We start from the raw sequence: 16865 nt of genomic DNA, 5'->3' as shown, positions 1-16865 counted from the left end.
ATGGCAGGGCTAGTAATTACGGGGGCGGGACAGGTCTACAGGTCTATACAAGCACCTTTAGGGGCTGCTTCGCAGCCCATCGCGACACAAGGCCGCTCCCACAGGAACCTCGTAACCCTGAAGTACGCAACGCCTGTGGGAGCGGCCTTGTGTCGCGAAAGGGGCGCAAAGCGCCCCCAATGCCTCTACCTCAATGGAACAGCACCGCCGTCTTCTGCAAGGTGATCCACACCCCCCAGGCCAGCGGAATCACCACCACGGCCCAGGCCAGCAATACCAATGGCAGACTGCCCGGCGCCGCATGCCACTCCAGCGAGCGCGCCGAATCCGCGCCCTTGTCATGGCTCAGCGCCCGCTCGGCCGCCAGTTCGGCATCGGTCATGAAGTACTTGTCCGCCACCGGCCGCACCAGCATGTTGCAGATAAACCCCAGCACCAGCAGGCCCGCCAGGATGTACAGGGTCATGTCATAGGCCGCCGCCCGCTCCACGCCCGCCGCCAGCTGCGCCTCGCGCAGGTAGGTGATCAGCACAGGGCCGAGCACGCCTGCCGCCGCCCAGGCGGTCAGCAGGCGACCGTGGATCGCGCCGACCATCTGTGTGCCGAACAGGTCGGCCAGGTACGCCGGCACGGTGGCGAAGCCGCCGCCGTACATCGACAGGATGATGCAGAACGCGGCCACGAACAGCGCCACGTTGCCGATGTGCCCCATGTTGGGCACCAGGCTGTAGAGCCCCACGCCCAGGGCGAAGAAGGCGAAGTAGGTGTTCTTGCGCCCGATGTAGTCGGAGAACGACGCCCAGAAGAAACGCCCGCCGATGTTGAACAGGCTGAGCAGCCCGGTGAAGCCGGCGGCGATGGCGGCGATCTGCGCCAGCTGCGCGGCGTTCAGCTCGCCGAAGGTCAGTTCGTTGCCCAGCAGCTTGCCGGCGAACACTTCCTGCAGCAGCGGCGAGGCCATGCCGAGGATGCCGATACCGGCCGACACGTTCAGGCACAGCACCAGCCACACCAGGGCGAACTGCGGGGTCTTCCAGGCCACGCTGACGTGTACATGACGGTCGGTGACCATGGCATTTGCCTTCTTCGCCGGCGGCGTCCAGCCTTCAGGCTTCCAGCCGGTCGGCGGCACGCGGTAGGCCAGTGCACCGGCGGTCATGAACACGAAGTAGATCGCGGCCATGGCGACGAAGCTCTGCCATACGCCCACCTCGGTCGGGCTGGAGAAATGCCCCATCAGCGCGGTGGCCAGCGGCGCGCCCACCATGGCCCCGCCACCGAAGCCCATGATCGCCATGCCGGTGGCCATGCCGCGCTTGTCCGGGAACCACTTGATCAGCGTCGACACCGGCGAAATGTAGCCCAGGCCCAGGCCGATCCCGCCGATTACCCCCGAACCCAGCCACATCAGCCACAGCTGGTGGGTCTTCACGCCGATCGCCGAGATCAGCAGGCCGCCGCACCAGCACAGCGCCGACACCAGGCCGGCCTTGCGCGGGCCGGCGTGCTCCAGCCAGCCGCCGAGCACCGCGGCCGAACAGCCGAGGAACACGAAGAACAGGGTGTAGATCCAGCTGAGCATGGAGATCGGCCAGTCACACTCGGCGCTGAACAGGCGGGCGACGAAGCCCATGTCCGCGGCGCAGGCGACCGGCGCGCTGACGCCCAGGGCTTGGGACAGCGGCAGCCAGAACACCGAGAAGCCATAGGCCATGCCGATGCACAGGTGGATGGCCAGGGCCGCCGGGGGCACCAGCCAGCGGTTGAAGCCCGGACGGGCGATGATGCGCTCCTTCGACAGGAAGCCTGGCGCGCTCGCCACCGCCCCCGCCGTGATACTGCTGTTCATGGATTGATCCTTCTTGTAGGTGGGCGATGCTCGCGGAGGGCTCTGTATGGCTGCACGCAAGGCAGCCCGGCCGCTTCGGGCGACACCCCGCGACAATGGGTCGCGGAGGCTCCACGGGCGGCGCAAGATTACCAGCAGCCGATGACATGAAAGCAATCTGATATCGTGTTTTTTTCGTCAACTGAAACGATCAATCCGGTATCGGTGGCGCCTGCATCGCCGGCAAGCCGGCTCCCACAAGGACAGCGCAAGTCTTGAGGCCAGCGCGGTCGATGTGGGAGCCGGCTTGCCGGCGATGAGGCCCGGACAGGCAATAAATGAACTGTCGTCATTGCCACTGTCGAAATGTCGGATACGCAGAGCCAGGTGCCGCGGCGTTATACTCGCCGCTGAATTTCACAATCGGACTACAAGGACTCGCCCATGAAAGCGTTCGGCAAAATCCTGGGGCTGGGGCTTCTCGGGTTGTTGCTGATCATCGTGGCGCTGGGCTTCGCCCTGACCCACCTCTTCGATCCCAACGACTACAAAGACGAAATCCGCCAGCTGGCCCGCGACAAGGCCCACGTCGAGCTGACCCTCAACGGCGACATCGGCTGGAGCCTGTTCCCCTGGCTGGGCCTGGAGCTGCACGAGGCGAGCATCGCCACCCTGAACAACCCCAAGGTGCCCTTCGCCGACCTGCAGATGCTCGGCCTGTCGGTGCGCGTGCTGCCGCTGCTGCGCCGCGAGGTGCAGATGAGCGACGTGCGGGTCGAGGGCCTGAACCTCACGCTGACCCGTGACGCCAACGGCCACGGCAACTGGGAAGACATCGGCAAGCCACTGCCGGATCCGGCCGTCGCCACCGCGCCCGCCGCCACACCGGCGCAAACGCCCGCTGGCGAGCCGGCCAAGCCGCAAGGCAACGAGCGTTCGGTCAAGCTGGACATCGACAGCCTGACCGTGAACAACGCCCGCGTGCTGTACACCGACGAGCAAGTCGGCAAGACCTACAGCGCCGAAAGCATCCAGCTGAGCACCGGCCCCGTGCACGAAGGCGCGAACATCCCGCTCAAGGCCAGCGCGTTCCTCAGCGCCAGCCAGCCGAACATGAAGGCGCGCACCGAGCTCACCGGCGAGCTGCGCTTGGACCGCAAGCTCAAGCGCTACAACCTCGAAGACATGCGCCTGTCCGGCGAGACTTCGGGCGAGCCACTGGCCGGCAAGACCATGACCTTCGCCGCTCAGGGCCAGGTGCTGGTCGACCTGGCCGCCAACGTCGCCTCCTGGAGCGGCCTGAAAGTCTCCGCCAACCAGTTGCGCGCCCTGGGCGAACTGAACGTGCGTGACCTGGACAAGGCTGCGCAGGTCAGTGGCGCCCTGTCCATCGCCCAGTTCGACCTGCGTACCTTCCTCGACGGTGTCGGCCATCCGCTGCCAACCACCGCCGACCCGGCCGCGTTCAAGAAGCTGGAGCTGGTCACCCGACTGCAGGGCACACAGAACAGCCTGGCGCTGGAAGACCTGGCCGTGAAACTGGACGACAGCACCTTCAGTGGCCGCGTGGCCGTCGAAGACTTCGCCAAGCAAGCCCTGCGCGTGCGCCTCAAAGGCGACACGTTCGACGCCGATCGCTACTTCCCGGCCAAGAGCGAGCAAGCCAAGGGCGCCACGGCGGCGCGCCAGGCCGAGGTCAAGCAGCAAGAGGCCGCCGCCGTCGCCGGCGCGGGCTCCACGCCGCTGCCCAACGCGCCGACCCAGGTGGCCTGGAGCAACGACAAGCTGCTGCCGGTGGATCGCCTGCGCGCCCTCGACCTGCAGGCCGACCTGTCGTTCGGCGCCCTGACGCTGGACAAGCTGCCCATCAGCGACGCCCAGCTCACCGCGACCGGCCAGGGTGGCCTGATCACCCTGCAGACTCTGCGCGGCGGCCTGTACAACGGCACCTTCGAAGCCAAGGGCACCGTCGACGTGCGTCCCGCCGTGCCGCAGATCGGCGTGAACACCAAGATCAATCGCGTGCCGGTGGAGCATTTCATCAAGCGCGAAAGCCCGGATCAGGCGCCGCCCGTGAAGGGCCTGCTGACCCTGAACAGCGACCTCACCGCCACCGGCAACAGCCAGAAGGCCCTGGTCGATACGCTCAACGGCAACGCCAGCTTCACCATCAGCGACGGTGTGCTGGTCAACGCCAACCTCGAGCAGCAGCTGTGCCAGGCCATCGCCACCCTCAACCGCAAGCAGCTCAGCGGCGAGCCACGAGGCAAGGACACACCCTTCCAGGAACTGCGCGGCAGCCTGGTGTTGCGTAACGGCGTGGCCAGCAACCCCGACCTCAAGGCGCGTATCCCCGGCCTGACCGTCAACGGCCATGGCGACCTCGACCTGCGCGTGCTGGGCATGGACTACAACGTCGGCGTGATCGTCGAAGGCGACCAGCGCGCCATGCCCGACCCGGCCTGCCAGGTCAACGAGCGCTATGTCGGCGTCGAAGTGCCGCTGCGCTGCCGTGGCCCGCTGGAACTGGGCGCCAAGGCCTGCCGCCTGGACCAGGACGGCCTGGGCAAGGTCGCGGCCAAGCTGGCCGGCAACCGCTTGAAGGACAAGATCGATGAAAAGCTCGAAGAAAAACTCGGAGACAAGGTGAGCCCGGAACTCAAGGATGCGCTCAAGGGGCTGTTCAAGCGATGACCCCTCAGCAGTTCTCCTGCGCCGTGCTGGAGTGGTACGACCAGCACGGCCGGCATGACCTGCCCTGGCAACAGGGCATCACCCCGTATCGGGTGTGGGTCTCCGAAATCATGCTGCAGCAGACCCAGGTGAGCACCGTGCTCAACTATTTCGACCGCTTCATGCAGGCGCTGCCGACCGTGCAGGCCCTGGCCGAGGCGCCGGAAGACGAAGTGCTGCACCTGTGGACGGGCCTGGGCTACTACACCCGCGCCCGCAACCTGCAGAAAGCCGCGAAGATCGTCGTCGAGCAGCATGGCGGCGAGTTTCCGCGCAGCGTCGAGCAGCTCACCGAACTGCCCGGCATCGGCCGCTCCACCGCCGGTGCCATCGCCAGCATCAGCATGGGCATCCGCGCGCCGATCCTCGACGGCAACGTCAAACGCGTGCTGGCCCGCTTCAGCGCCCAGGCCGGCTACCCCGGCGAGCCGAAAGTGGCCAACCAGCTCTGGGCCACCGCCGAACGCTTCATGCCGATGACCCGGGTCAACCACTACACCCAGGCAATGATGGACATGGGCGCCACGCTGTGTACCCGCAGCAAGCCCAGCTGCCTGATCTGCCCGCTGCAGCGCGGCTGCGAAGCGCACCTGCACGGCGAAGAGACCCGTTACCCCGAGCCCAAGCCGCGCAAGGCGCTGCCTCAGCGCAAGACCCTGATGCCGTTGCTGACCAACCACGAAGGCGCGATCCTGCTCTATCGGCGCCCCTCCACCGGCCTGTGGGGCGGGCTGTGGAGCCTGCCGGAGCTGGACAGCCTCGAGCAGCTCGAAGACCTCGCCTACCAGCATGGCCTGCGCCTGACCGGCCGCCAGGCCCTGGAGGGGCTGACCCACACCTTCAGCCATTTCCAGCTGGCCATCGAGCCCTGGCTGGTGCGTGTCGAACCCGTCGGCTCGCACGTGGCCGAGCCCGACTGGCTCTGGTATAACCTCGCCACCCCGCCGCGCCTGGGCCTCGCCGCCCCGGTCAAGAAGCTGCTGCAACGCGCGGCCGACGAACTGATTGCAGGAGAATCCCGATGACCCGCACCGTGAAGTGCCGCAAGTACAACGAAGAACTCCCCGGCCTCGACCGCCCGCCCTACCCCGGCGCCAAGGGCCAGGACATCTTCGAGCACATCTCGCAGAAGGCCTGGAAGGAGTGGCAGGACCACCAGACCATGCTGATCAACGAGAAGCGCCTGAACATGATGAATGCCGAGGACCGCAAGTTCATCCAGGCCGAGATGGACAAGTTCTTCGCCGGCCAAGACTACGCCCAGGCCGAAGGCTACGTTCCACCCTCGCAGTGAGCCGAAAAACGTAAGCGACGGAATTAATTTAGAAAATTTTCAAAAAAGTCGTTGACGGAAGGTCTGAAAACCTTTTTAATTCGCCCCGTCGCCCAGATAGCTCAGTCGGTAGAGCAGAGGATTGAAAATCCTCGTGTCGGCGGTTCGACTCCGTCTCTGGGCACCACCTTCAGCTTCTGGTGGTTGCAAAGTTACCCGAAGCGACACAAGAAACCCGCCTAGTGCGGGTTTTTTGTTTCACGATGACTCCAGCCCGGTAGTTCGCTGGACTGCGACGTAGCCCGATACAGCAGGTTTATCAATAGCTTACGCGCTTCCATCATATGCCGGTGCTTTCTGAAACTTGACCCGGTTCTCCCTCGCGCCGCTCCTATCTGGCTCCTGGAATCCGGGTCGTTCCAAGGAGTCATCATGGCAAAGATCAAGCTCACCAAGACCGCCGTAGAGTCGGCGCAACCCCAGGCGAAGGACATCGAACTACGGGATACCGTCGTGCCCGGCTTCCTTTGCAAGATTACCTCGACGGGACGCCGGGTGTTCATGCTCCAGTACCGCACGAACTCTGGCCAGCCCCGCAAGCCCTCGCTGGGACTCTACGGGGAGCTAACCGTCGAACAGGCGCGGGTCAAAGCGCAGGACTGGCTGGCCGAGGTTCGCCGGGGTGGTGATCCCGGCGGTGCCAAGGCCGAGGCGCGCAAGGCGCCCACGATGGCCGAGTTGTGCAAAAAGTTCATGGAGGACTACTCCAAGAAGCGCAACAAGGTCAGCACGCAGGACGGCTACCAGGGCGTCATCGACCGCAACATCATCCCGCTGCTGGGCCGCAAGAAGGTGCATGACGTGAAGCGGCCCGACATTGCGGGGCTCATGGAAAAGCTGGCCTACAAGCCGACCGAGGCCAACAAGACCTTCGGCGTGCTGCGCAAGATGTTCAACTTGGCCGAAGTCTGGGGCTTCCGCCCGGACGGCACGAATCCGTGCCGCCACGTCCCGATGTACCCGCCGGGCAAGGAAACCCGGCTCATCGTGGACGAGGAAATGGTGCGGATCTTCCGCCAGTTGGAGAAACTGGAGGCGGAGGGGCTGGAGAACTACGTCATCCCGTTGGCGATCCGGCTGCAATTCGAGTTTGCGGCGCGGCGCTCCGAAATCTGCCCGCTCGAATGGAGCTGGCTGGACTTCGAGAACCGGCGCGTGGTGTGGCCCGACAGCAAGGTTGGCGGCATTTCCAAGCCCATGAGCGAGGAAGCCTATCGGCTGCTTTCGACGGCGCCGCGTCTGGAAGGCTGCCCTTACGTCCTGCCGTCGCCGAACGACCCGGCCAAGCACCTGACCTTTGGCGAGCACTATGGCGGCTGGTGCCGGACGCTCAAGGCCGCCAGCGTGCCGCACGTAGGCACGCACGGCATCCGTCATCGCTCGACCACCGACATTGCCAATTCCGGTGTGCCGACCAAAGTGGGAATGAAGCTGACGGGCCACAAGACCGTGGCGATGTTCATGCACTACGTCCACACCGAGGACAAGCCGGTGCGCGAGGCGGCCGAGCTGGTGGCCAGCCGCCGCCAAGCCATCACGGGCGCGCGGCAGCTTGCGGAGGCGGTGGCATGAACGGGCGCCGGCCATCAGCAGCATCGCTCGCAGCGCCCGCGGCGCTGCTGGGCGACATTCGGGCACTGATCGAGGCGGCGCGCTTGCGCGCCGCCTCGACGGTGAATAGCGAGCTTACGATGCTCTACTGGCGCATCGGCCAACGCATCCACACGCAGGTCTTGGACAGGCGCCGGGGCGCCTACGGCAAGGAAGTTCTGCCCACCTTGGCTGCGCAGTTGGTGGAGGAGTACGGCAGCAGCTTTGCAGAGCAGAACTTGCGCCGCATGGTGCAGTTCGCCGCCACCTTCCCCGACGAGCGAATTCTCGTATCACTGATACGAGAATTGAGCTGGACGCACTTCATCGCCCTGATGCCGCTGAAAGACCCGCTCCAGCGGGACTACTACGCACAGATGGCCAGCACCCAACGCTGGAGCGTGCGGACGCTGCGCGAGCGTATCGACTCGATGCTGTACGAGCGCACGGCGCTTTCCCAAAAGCCGGAAGAAACCATAGCGCAGGAGTTGGCGACCCTGCGCGATGCGCAGCGCATGTCGCCGGCCCTGGTCATGCGCGACCCGTACATCCTCGACTTCCTGGGCCTGCGGGACACTTGGCAGGAAGGCGACTTGGAAGCGGCGATCATCCGTGAAATGGAGTCCTTCCTGCTGGAGCTGGGCGCGGGCTTCTCATTCGTCGCCCGGCAGAAGCGCATTCCGATCGACGACGAGGATTTCCACCTTGACCTTCTGTTCTACAACCGCAAGCTGCGGCGGCTGGTTGCGGTGGAGTTGAAGGTAGGTGACTTCAAGGCGGCCTACAAAGGGCAGATGGAGCTTTACCTTCGGTGGCTAGACAAGCACGAACGGGAGCCGGAGGAAGCCTCGCCGCTCGGGATCATCCTTTGCACCGGCAAGAAGCGCGAGCAGATCGAATTGCTGGAGCTGGACAAGTCCGGCATCCACGTTGCCGAGTATCTGACCGCCTTGCCGCCGAGGGGCGTGCTGGTGGAGCGGCTGCAACAGGCAACGCAACGGGCGCAGTTGCAAATCGAGCAGCGCAAGACGGACAACGAGTAGTCCTGTCCCAAGCAGTCGGGCGTCCCGGCGTGCCGCCGTCGCGCTGTCGTGCTGCGCATCGAGCTTCGCTGCGCGAGTCTCGCCCCTGTCGGGCTTCCATCACTGACGCCTCCGTCCCGGCTCGTTGATCCGGGCCTGCGCGCTCCGCTTGCCAAAAATCGACTCTGTGCAGTGGGCGGGTGTGGGCGGTCTTGCTGTTCCCTTCACCGTATCACGGCGTTCTCGCCGTCAAGGGCGGCGCGCGCCATGCGCGCTTGCGTCCTGGCGGCCGTCTGCGACCCCTGACTGCTTGCGCTGCGCCGTGCTGCCGCCGGTTCCGGGCAATTCCGCCCGAGCAACCGGAGCACGATCATGTCGCAACTGTCCTTTCCCTCGTTCGATTCCTGTCTGCTGGTGCGCGACGCGCACGGGCGCTATCTACCGGCATCGGCCGACGACATTCTGGAAGCTGCGCGCCAGGTCATTGACCGGAAAATGCGGCGCGGAGCAGAGTTCACTTCGCCGGCGGCGGTCAAGGAATACTTGCGTACAAAGTTGGCCAGCTTCGAGCATGAGGTGTTCGTAGTGCTGTTCATGGATACGCGCCATCGTCTGATCGAATACAGGGAGATGTTCCACGGCACTATTGACGGTGCGTCGGTGTATCCGCGCGAAGTGGTCAAGGAGGCGCTGCGGCTCAATGCGGCGGCGGTCGTCGTTTCGCACAACCATCCGAGCGGAAACCCCGAGCCGAGCGCGGCTGACCGGGCGCTGACCCAGCGGCTCAAGGAAGCGTTGGGTCTGGTGGACGTGCGCGTGCTCGATCACATCATCGTTGCGGGCAACGAAACGGCATCGTTCGCCGAGCATGGGCTGATCTAGCCCAAGGGGCTTCGGCCCCTTTTTGCTGCGCCTGGTGGCATAGCTATGGCCCTCGCGGCCTGATGCTCAGGCCGTCGCAACCTGAATCATCTCGTCGTAATGTTTCTTGTCCACCTCTTCCAGCCACTGGAAGATGTTCCCGATGACGCTGTGGCTTTCGCCTGCCAAGTTTTCTGCGGATTCCTCTGTTATCTCAATAACGTCGCTATGTGAATACTTATTGATAAAGCGGTAGATTTTTTCTTTAAGCTCTGGTGTCGTGATGGTGCAATCTTTTAGGCCAGCCTCCATCAATTGACTAATGTCGCTTCGACGCCTTGGATATTTGAAGGTGAAAAACGATTCAACAAGCTTTCGGGCGAGGTTGGCGGTCAAGAACGCCTCATCTCGATTGAGTGTTGTGTGCGCCCTATATTCGTAGAGCTTCTTGAAGATATAGTGGTACTCGGAACCGTAGTTCTTGAGTGAGTCGTCGGCATCCACAAGTAGGGAGTGACGAGGGGAGCCAGGTGGCGCATCCAGGCGATAAAAGAAGCAATTCTCGGCGTTGCCTTTTTTGACTCGATTCCTATTGGTGCCAGTGAACCAGTCTCTCACTAGCTTAAAGTAAGTGAAGTTGTGAGTCAGCACAAAAAGTTGCTTGGCTTCAGTGCATTGCGTTCTCAAAAACGAGTAGGCGTGAAACAAGTGATTAGAATCAAAGCTTGAGACCGGATCGTCAACGACGACGATCGTATCCTTGATGTTATTTCCATTTTCTTTGAGCTTCGTGATGAAATAGACAAATGCAATCGCAGTTTTCTCACCTTCGCTCAAATTCCCATCGTGCTCACCAACCCCGTTTCTGATGATCTCATAGCCTTTCTTCTTCTGATTGAAGTTCAGGCAAAGCTCAGAGCGGCCAATGAAGCGATGCAGGATGTCATTGAACTCCTTTGCCCCGACCGTTTCATTCGAGAGCGCCGCTTCTATGGCTCCGACCTCTAGACTAATTTTTTCAATTTCCTTATGGTCGTTCTTTGCTTCTGACTCAAGGTCATTGCACTTCTTCTCACTTCCAGCATAGTCAAACTCTTGCACCTCAGCCGCAGCAAAGTGAAGCTCCAGTGCCACCTTGCTTTTTGAGGTCTCAGATTTGAAATTTGAAGTCTTATTGTTGTGCTTTCCAACGAGAGCAACAATCGATTTCAGGATGTCATTGAAATTGGTGACATCGTCTTCAACCACATCCGAGATCTGAATGTCTGTCTTCCCAGGGTCTGTGATCTTGGCCTTCAGGGCTTCCCGCCAGGCGTCGATTTGCTGGTCGATCTTTTCAGCAGCAGTTGCGTAGTCCTTTTGAAGCTTCTCTGCCTCGGCCGATAGTTCTTTATAAAACTCGGTCGATGCGGGAAACTGATTAGCTGGAGCGCCTTGAGATTCAATCCATGTCGCCGCGTTCTGAAGTCGGCTCTGAAACTCCGTGAACTCCTTGCTGAAGTGGGCAGCAAGCGCCTCGGCACGAAGCTGGGCGAACGGAGAGCCGCAGAACTCGCAGGATTGCGAGTCGTGGTTTTTATGGATTTCCAAGCCTGCTTGAACCCATTCGCGGATTTCCGGGTTATCGGTCAGCCGCTGGATTGCTTGATTGACCGCCGTAGTCCCAATCAAATCTCTGATGCGGCCCGCCGCTTTCTTAAAGTAGTCCGGCTCAATGGCCGTTGAGGCGAAAGCAATGCTTGGAAGCTGATCTGGCTTGGCGGCATTCGTAAGGTCGATAACCCTCTCATCTGGAAGAACCGACTCCGCCTTGATAATTGTCTCGCCGTTATTCTGTATGAAGTTGAAGAGCTTGCGGCGGTCGTAATTCAAGTAATAACTGTCGCTCGTATCAATCGCCTGAAGTCCAAGCTTCATTTTCTTGGCAGCATTGGTCAGGAACTTCTCTAATGCCTCACGCTGCTTCTTGATATCGCTTTGCTTGTCGTCGTGAGCCTTCTTTTTCGACTGAAGCTCGCTCTTCAGCTTCTCCAGCTTCTGCAAGTCATCAATCTTCTCTTTCGCAATAAGAAGGATGCTCTTTACGGATTTGTCCCAATCAATGTTCTCATGCACGAAGCGTTGATTGAAAACATGAATATTCAATTGGGATGAGTGGAGTGTGGATTCCGTGATCGTTGAGCCATCCTCCAGAACTACTGAAAATTGGCCCGTGCTGAAGCGGGGAACCATCGAGCGAAGCTCAAAGCAAGAGAATAGATTCGATAACGTTGACTTGCCTGTTCCATTCCAACCATAGACCAGGTTGTACCGGCCGAACTTTTGGATCTTCGTTCCATTGAAGTCGCTGAAGATTCCGAACTGTTTGAGGCGGTTGATGCAGACAATCATCTCTATATCTCCGTGTTCTTGCTTTCCCATCATTTGCTTGCGAAACAAATGGTAAACGAAGAGTCCTCTTGCGTCTCCGCTTCGCGGATCGCGCTGCTCCAGGTTCGCTAGTCGCTCATCCCTGGCGGGACTGGCTTCGCCAGCCTTCCGCATCGCTGACGCCTACGGCCCGGCTTCCAGCTTCGGGCCTGCGCGCTTCGCTTGCGTGCGGTCAGCACAAAGGGATGGCCGTTGCCTTGTCCAGCCGTCTCCCCTGACTTCATCACCTTACCCGCGACCGTAGCCCGCGACCGTGTGCCGTCAAGGCGCGCAGGGCCGTGTCCTCGGCTGCGCCTGCGGGCCGCACCAACCCTGCGCTTGGCTCCTTGACGGCCCCCGTCCGCGCGCTCCTTTGGGCGCGGGCGATGAACTCAGGAAAGACGGTGGCAACAGGGCCAACCGGGTTCCTCGTGCCGACCGCACCAAACAGCCGAAAGGCTGGGCTCCGAATCTAGAAATCCGGTGTGCGGTGTGAACAGCAAACCTCTTTTGTCAGGAGAAAGACCATGCAACTCGCATCCCGTTTCGCTTTCCGCTCCCCCTCGCTGCGCAGCGATTACCCGCTGTCCGACGACCAGATTCACCGCGTGGCCCCGTCCATCTTCGCGGATGCCCCGCACGAGAGCCGTTCGCAGCGGTACGCCTATATCCCCACCGCCGCCGTGCTGACCGAGCTTCGCAAAGAAGGCTTCCAGCCTTTCATGGTGACGCAAACCCGCGTGCGCGACGAAGGCAAGCGCGAGCACACCAAACACATGATTCGCTTGCGCCATGCCAGCCAGATCAACGGCGCGGAGGCCAACGAAATCGTGCTGCTGAACTCGCACGACGGCACCAGCAGCTATCAGATGCTGGCCGGAATGTTCCGGTTCGTGTGCAGCAATGGCCTTGTCTGCGGCAACACCGTGGCCGATGTGCGAGTGCCCCATAAAGGCGACGTGGCCGGTCTGGTCATTGAGGGGGCTTACGAAGTCTTGAGCGGTTTCGATCGGGTGAAGGAATCGCGCGATGCCATGCGCGGCATCACCTTGGACGATGGCGAATCCGAAGTGTTCGCCCGCGCCGCGCTCGCCCTCAAGTACGACGACCCCGACAAGCCCGCGCCCATCACGGAATCGCAAATCCTGATGCCGCGCCGCTTCGACGACCGCCGCCCCGACCTGTGGAGCGTGTTCAACCGCACCCAAGAAAACCTGACCCAAGGCGGGCTGCGTGGCCGCAGCGCCAACGGGCGCCGACAGCAAACCCGCCCGGTGCAGGGCATCGACCAAAACATCCGACTAAATCGCGCCCTCTGGCTGCTGGCCGATGGCATGCGCCAGTTGAAAGCCTGAATCCCCACGCGGCAGGGGCAGGCAGCAGCCCTTGTCGCTTTCTTCGCTGCTGCATCCCTGAACCGATAGGAGTTATCACCATGAACGCCGTTACCCAAACCGAAGCCCGCGCCATCAACACCGCCGCCGCTATCCCGCTGGAAGCCGCTGATCCGACCAAGAACCTGATTCTGGTTCCGCTGTCGCGGCTGGTGTCGCGTCCCACTGGCCGCAACGTGCGCAAGACCCCGCGCATGTCCATTCCCGAACTCGCCGCCAGCATCCAGCGTGTCGGCCTGCTGCAAAACCTCATCGTGATTGCCGCCGCCGATGGCGAGCATTACGAGGTCGTGGCCGGTGACCGTCGCCTCGCAGCGTTGAAGCTGCTGGCGAAAAAGCACCGCATTAGCAAGGAATGGGAGGTGCCTTGCCTGCTGGTGGCCGATGGCACCGCCCGCACGGCCAGCCTCACCGAGAACGTGCAGCGCGAAGCCATGCACCCCGCCGACCAGTTCGAGGCGTTCGCCGCGCTCGTGGCCGAAGGCCGCAGCATCGAGGACATTGCAGCGGATTTCAGCGTCACGCCGCTGGTGGTGCAGCGCCGTCTGAAACTCGCCAACGTGTCGCCGCGCCTGCTGGCCGACTACCGGGCCGAGGCCGTGAGCCTTGACCAGTTGATGGCCCTCGCCATCACCGACGACCATGCTGCGCAGGAAGCCGCGTTCTACGATGCGCCCACATGGCAGCGCGGCCCGCACAACCTGCGCGACCGCCTGACCGAACGCGAAATCGACGCCTACCGGCATCCGCTGGTGCGCTTTGTCGGGCTGGACGGCTACGAGCAGGAAGGCGGTGGCATCCGCCGCGACCTGTTCGCGGAGGGCGACAAAGGCGTGTATCTGACCGATGCCGCACTGCTGGAACGGCTGGCGCAGGACAAGCTGGCAGGTATCGCCGCCAAGGTGCAGGCCGAGGGCTGGGCGTGGGTGGATGCCACGCCGGGCATGACCCATGCCGATCTGCAAGCCTTCCAGCGTGCGCCAAGGGAACGCCGCAGTCCGAACAAGCGCGACGCGCAGCGCATCGAGAAGCTGCAAACCAAGCTGCACGAACTGGCCGAGGCGGTGGATGCCGCGCTGGACGACGAGGACGAGGAAAAGGCCGATGCCTTGCAGGAAGAAGGCGAACGCCTGGGCGAGCAGTTGCAGGCGCTGGAAGATGGCTTGCTGGACTATGCGGCCAACGTGAAGGCCGCAGCCGGTGCCATTGTCACCATCGACCGCGACGGGCAGGCCGCGATTCATCGCGGGCTGCTGCGCGAAGCGGAGGCCAAGGCACTGCGCACGCTGGAGCGGCTGCGGCAGGGTTTCGGCAGCGAAGGCGAAGCCGCGAACGAGGACGCAGGCGAGGACGACGAGCAGCCCAAGACCGCCGCCATGTCTGACCGACTGGCGCAGCGGTTGAGCGCGCACCGTACCGCTGCGCTGCAAATCGAAGTTGCACGGCATCCGCAAGCAGCGCTGGCCGCCGTGGTGCATGGCATGGTGCAGACCGTCTTGCAGGAAAGGCACTACGGGCACGACCTGCCGCTGGGTGTGCGCCTCACGGTGCAAGACCGGCTGGAAGGCATGGCCCCGGACTGGCCGGAATCACCCGCCGCCGTGGCGCTGCGCGAACTGCAACAGGTGGCAGGCGAAACCTTGCCGGAGGACAGCGCCGAACTGTTCGCCGCGCTGCTGGCGAAATCACAGGATGAACTGGTGCGGCTGTTGGCCGTGTGCTTAGCTTCCACGGTGGACGTGGTGACGCCTCGCGCCACGCCGCACCAGCCCGGCGCGGAACTGGCGCAGGCCGTGGGGCTGGATATGGCCGCGTGGTGGCAGCCCACCAATGAGGGTTACTTCCGGCATGTGCCGAAGGCCGCGATTCTGGAAGCCGTTGGCGGGTTCGCGCCCTCGCACGTCACCCGACTGGCGAAGTTGAAGAAGGGCGACATTGCCAGCGAAGCCGAACGGCTGGCCGCTGGCACCGGCTGGATGCCCGCCATCTTCCGCTCCGAAGGCCCGCAGCAGACCGGGCAGGACGCGCCGGCGGATGGCGAAGCCGAAGCACAGGAAGAAGTGGCCGCCGTGGCGGATGACCAGCCGCAGGCCGAGGCTTTGGCCGCGTGACTTCGCACCGTAGATAGCGCCCCGGTTCCGGCCGGGGCGCTTCATGTTGAGGATGCCTGCCATGACCCACCAACCCGCAAACCGCCCCCGCATAGCTGCGACCTATGCCTCCGGCACGGTGCGCGCCCGCCGCTGGCACGGCGACGGCGACGTGCGCGGCTACCGTCCGCCGCGTGGCTGGACGGCCCGCGCCGACCTGACCGATCTGCATCCCCTCACGGGCCGCGCCTTGCCGCGCGCCGTGTGGTGGATCATCGAAACCAAGGAATAACGAGCCGCACCGGCCCCAAGCCGTGCCGCCTTGGGGCCGGTGGTCGAAAACTCCGGGCGCGGCGGTGGCCGCGCCCGGTTTCACTGCTCAAAGCCAAAACGCCCCATCGCCGCCTTCGGACAGGCGGCGATGGGGCCACGCACAAGGGCGCTCGTGCGCGAAATCCACGAAGCCAGCAAGTGTGGCGGCGCATCGCGCCGCCAACGATTCGACCGAGCCCCGCCGCAATGGGCGGGGCTGGTGTGGCTACGCCCCGGCTTGCTGCGGCAGGTTGCACGAAAGCGTGCCGTCCCCGACGCTGGCGGTTCGTTGTCTGTACGTCACGAAAGACGGTTCACCGACACGCCGCCCAGCCTCGCTTCTATGGAGCTTCCACACCACGCCTCAGTATGTGGCCGTGAGCTGCGGCAGGGGCGCTCTGGCCTTGTCGTCGGGGCATTGACCTGGCCCGCGTCAGGGCGCAAGCCGGTGCAGCCGTCACGCGGGGATGCCGAGTTGGCCACGTCTCCATTCGGGAGCGGGCGGCCTGTGCGTCCTTGTCTTGTTGTGAATCCTGGCGGTGGCGCGGCTGCGCCTTGTGCTTGATGGCCGCAACCTTGCAGCGAAAACAATTTCCCCTGCGCTGCGCGCATTCCTCGCGGGACAAATTCTTTTCGCTTCCAGGTTCTCCACGTTGTTGCGACCGCTGTGCGGTGCGACCAGCCCATCCCCCGCCGGCCGGATCACAACAAGGACGCACTGGCGCGACCTTGTTCAACCCGAAAGGAGAAACATCATGGCTAACATCGGCACCTTCACCGCAGAGAAAGACGGCTTCACCGGCACGCTTCGCACCCTGACGCTCAACGTCAAGGTCAAGCTGGTTCCCAACGACAAGGGCGACACCGAGAACGCCCCCGACTTCCACCTGCAAGCGGCTGGCCACGAAGTCGGCGCAGCGTGGAAGAAGACCAGCGAGGCCGGGCGGGAATACCTGTCCGTATCCATCGACGACCCTTCGTTCCCGGCGACGGTCTATGCCCGCCTGATCGAGAACGAGGACGGCACGCACGACCTGATCTGGTCGCGCAACAAGCCGAAGGCGGCCTGACAGCCGCTTACCGCGTCCCGCCCACTGCGGCGGGGCGCGATGCTGCTGATCGCAGCACCGCACGCGCAGGATTTCTGCTGCTGCCGCGTGCTGGATACGCCCGTCACGGCGGGCCTGCATGCGTGCCTTGTGGCTCGCAATCCGTGTCAACGAGCGGTGTGTGGCGTGTCGGCGCTGTAAGCGCCGCCGGGCTTTCGGGCTTCGCCCCGTGCCGGCAAGCCGT

The 16865-nt window shown here is 63.1% G+C and carries 12 protein-coding genes and 1 tRNA gene; 11 read left to right on the top strand and 2 right to left on the bottom strand.

Translation table 11 applies throughout. The features are described from left to right. Positions 1-190: 190 nt before the first annotated feature. Positions 191-1849, bottom strand: a complete 1659-nt coding sequence (locus N7422_RS23830) for an OFA family MFS transporter (protein ID WP_279808816.1) — start codon at positions 1847-1849, stop codon at positions 191-193. A 423-nt stretch (positions 1850-2272) separates the two neighbouring features. Between N7422_RS23830 and N7422_RS23825 the strand changes: the two genes are divergently transcribed. The 7 genes from N7422_RS23825 to radC all read left to right on the top strand — a co-directional run bounded on the left by N7422_RS23825 (position 2273) and on the right by radC (position 9388). Beyond that, on the top strand, positions 2273-4522 hold the full coding sequence (locus N7422_RS23825) for an AsmA family protein (protein WP_279808815.1): 2250 nt from the start codon (positions 2273-2275) through the stop codon (positions 4520-4522). Next, positions 4519-5586, top strand: a complete 1068-nt coding sequence (gene mutY, locus N7422_RS23820; RefSeq protein WP_279808814.1) for an A/G-specific adenine glycosylase — start codon at positions 4519-4521, stop codon at positions 5584-5586. The genes N7422_RS23825 and mutY overlap by 4 nt, the downstream gene beginning before the upstream one ends. Further along, entirely contained in the window at positions 5583-5855 is a 273-nt protein-coding gene (locus N7422_RS23815) for an oxidative damage protection protein (protein ID WP_279808812.1), read from the top strand. The genes mutY and N7422_RS23815 overlap by 4 nt, the downstream gene beginning before the upstream one ends. A 90-nt stretch (positions 5856-5945) precedes the next feature. After that, a tRNA-Phe gene (locus N7422_RS23810) sits at positions 5946-6021 on the top strand. A gap of 245 nt (positions 6022-6266) precedes the next feature. Continuing rightward, positions 6267-7466: a site-specific integrase gene (locus N7422_RS23805; protein ID WP_001062689.1), complete on the top strand. Its 1200-nt coding sequence runs from the start codon at positions 6267-6269 to the stop codon at positions 7464-7466. After that, the gene (locus N7422_RS23800; protein WP_003092331.1) at positions 7463-8527 is read left to right on the top strand and encodes a PDDEXK nuclease domain-containing protein; all 1065 of its coding nucleotides are present in this window, start codon (positions 7463-7465) and stop codon (positions 8525-8527) included. The genes N7422_RS23805 and N7422_RS23800 overlap by 4 nt, the downstream gene beginning before the upstream one ends. A gap of 351 nt (positions 8528-8878) precedes the next feature. Next, complete coding sequence (gene radC / locus N7422_RS23795; protein ID WP_003092330.1) at positions 8879-9388, top strand: DNA repair protein RadC; 510 nt, start codon at positions 8879-8881, stop codon at positions 9386-9388. 66 nt (positions 9389-9454) lie between these two features. Here radC and N7422_RS23790 read toward each other — a convergent pair whose 3' ends face one another. Beyond that, on the bottom strand, positions 9455-11758 hold the full coding sequence (locus N7422_RS23790) for an AAA family ATPase (protein ID WP_006379607.1): 2304 nt from the start codon (positions 11756-11758) through the stop codon (positions 9455-9457). 545 nt (positions 11759-12303) lie between these two features. Between N7422_RS23790 and N7422_RS23785 the strand changes: the two genes are divergently transcribed. The 4 genes from N7422_RS23785 to N7422_RS23770 all read left to right on the top strand — a co-directional run bounded on the left by N7422_RS23785 (position 12304) and on the right by N7422_RS23770 (position 16642). Further along, positions 12304-13131 (top strand): DUF932 domain-containing protein, encoded by an 828-nt coding sequence (locus N7422_RS23785; RefSeq protein WP_003092327.1) that lies wholly within the window; start codon positions 12304-12306, stop codon positions 13129-13131. A gap of 80 nt (positions 13132-13211) precedes the next feature. After that, positions 13212-15281, top strand: a complete 2070-nt coding sequence (locus N7422_RS23780) for a ParB/RepB/Spo0J family partition protein (RefSeq protein WP_000994919.1) — start codon at positions 13212-13214, stop codon at positions 15279-15281. Positions 15282-15342: 61 nt separating this feature from the next. After that, positions 15343-15552 carry a hypothetical protein gene (locus N7422_RS23775; RefSeq protein WP_022580212.1) on the top strand — a complete coding sequence of 70 codons (210 nt, stop codon included), beginning with the start codon at positions 15343-15345 and terminating at the stop codon, positions 15550-15552. A 775-nt stretch (positions 15553-16327) separates the two neighbouring features. Next, positions 16328-16642 carry a DUF736 domain-containing protein gene (locus tag N7422_RS23770; protein WP_001273857.1) on the top strand — a complete coding sequence of 105 codons (315 nt, stop codon included), beginning with the start codon at positions 16328-16330 and terminating at the stop codon, positions 16640-16642. Positions 16643-16865: the final 223 nt, after the last annotated feature.

The organism is Pseudomonas sp. GD04091 (assembly GCF_029836165.1).
In the GTDB taxonomy this organism is placed as follows: Bacteria; Pseudomonadota; Gammaproteobacteria; order Pseudomonadales; family Pseudomonadaceae; genus Aquipseudomonas.
This window is presented reverse-complemented; position numbering and strand designations above follow the sequence as displayed.

What these genes read in the sequence shown, in the direction of transcription:
- N7422_RS23830 (WP_279808816.1), bottom strand. Translation starts at nt 1,849, where the DNA reads ATGAACAGCAGTATCACGGCGGGGGCGGTGGCGAGCGCGCCAGGCTTC.
- N7422_RS23825 (WP_279808815.1), top strand. Translation starts at nt 2,273, where the DNA reads ATGAAAGCGTTCGGCAAAATCCTGGGGCTGGGGCTTCTCGGGTTGTTG.
- mutY (WP_279808814.1), top strand. Translation starts at nt 4,519, where the DNA reads ATGACCCCTCAGCAGTTCTCCTGCGCCGTGCTGGAGTGGTACGACCAG.
- N7422_RS23815 (WP_279808812.1), top strand. Translation starts at nt 5,583, where the DNA reads ATGACCCGCACCGTGAAGTGCCGCAAGTACAACGAAGAACTCCCCGGC.
- N7422_RS23805 (WP_001062689.1), top strand. Translation starts at nt 6,267, where the DNA reads ATGGCAAAGATCAAGCTCACCAAGACCGCCGTAGAGTCGGCGCAACCC.
- N7422_RS23800 (WP_003092331.1), top strand. Translation starts at nt 7,463, where the DNA reads ATGAACGGGCGCCGGCCATCAGCAGCATCGCTCGCAGCGCCCGCGGCG.
- radC (WP_003092330.1), top strand. Translation starts at nt 8,879, where the DNA reads ATGTCGCAACTGTCCTTTCCCTCGTTCGATTCCTGTCTGCTGGTGCGC.
- N7422_RS23790 (WP_006379607.1), bottom strand. Translation starts at nt 11,758, where the DNA reads ATGATTGTCTGCATCAACCGCCTCAAACAGTTCGGAATCTTCAGCGAC.
- N7422_RS23785 (WP_003092327.1), top strand. Translation starts at nt 12,304, where the DNA reads ATGCAACTCGCATCCCGTTTCGCTTTCCGCTCCCCCTCGCTGCGCAGC.
- N7422_RS23780 (WP_000994919.1), top strand. Translation starts at nt 13,212, where the DNA reads ATGAACGCCGTTACCCAAACCGAAGCCCGCGCCATCAACACCGCCGCC.
- N7422_RS23775 (WP_022580212.1), top strand. Translation starts at nt 15,343, where the DNA reads ATGACCCACCAACCCGCAAACCGCCCCCGCATAGCTGCGACCTATGCC.
- N7422_RS23770 (WP_001273857.1), top strand. Translation starts at nt 16,328, where the DNA reads ATGGCTAACATCGGCACCTTCACCGCAGAGAAAGACGGCTTCACCGGC.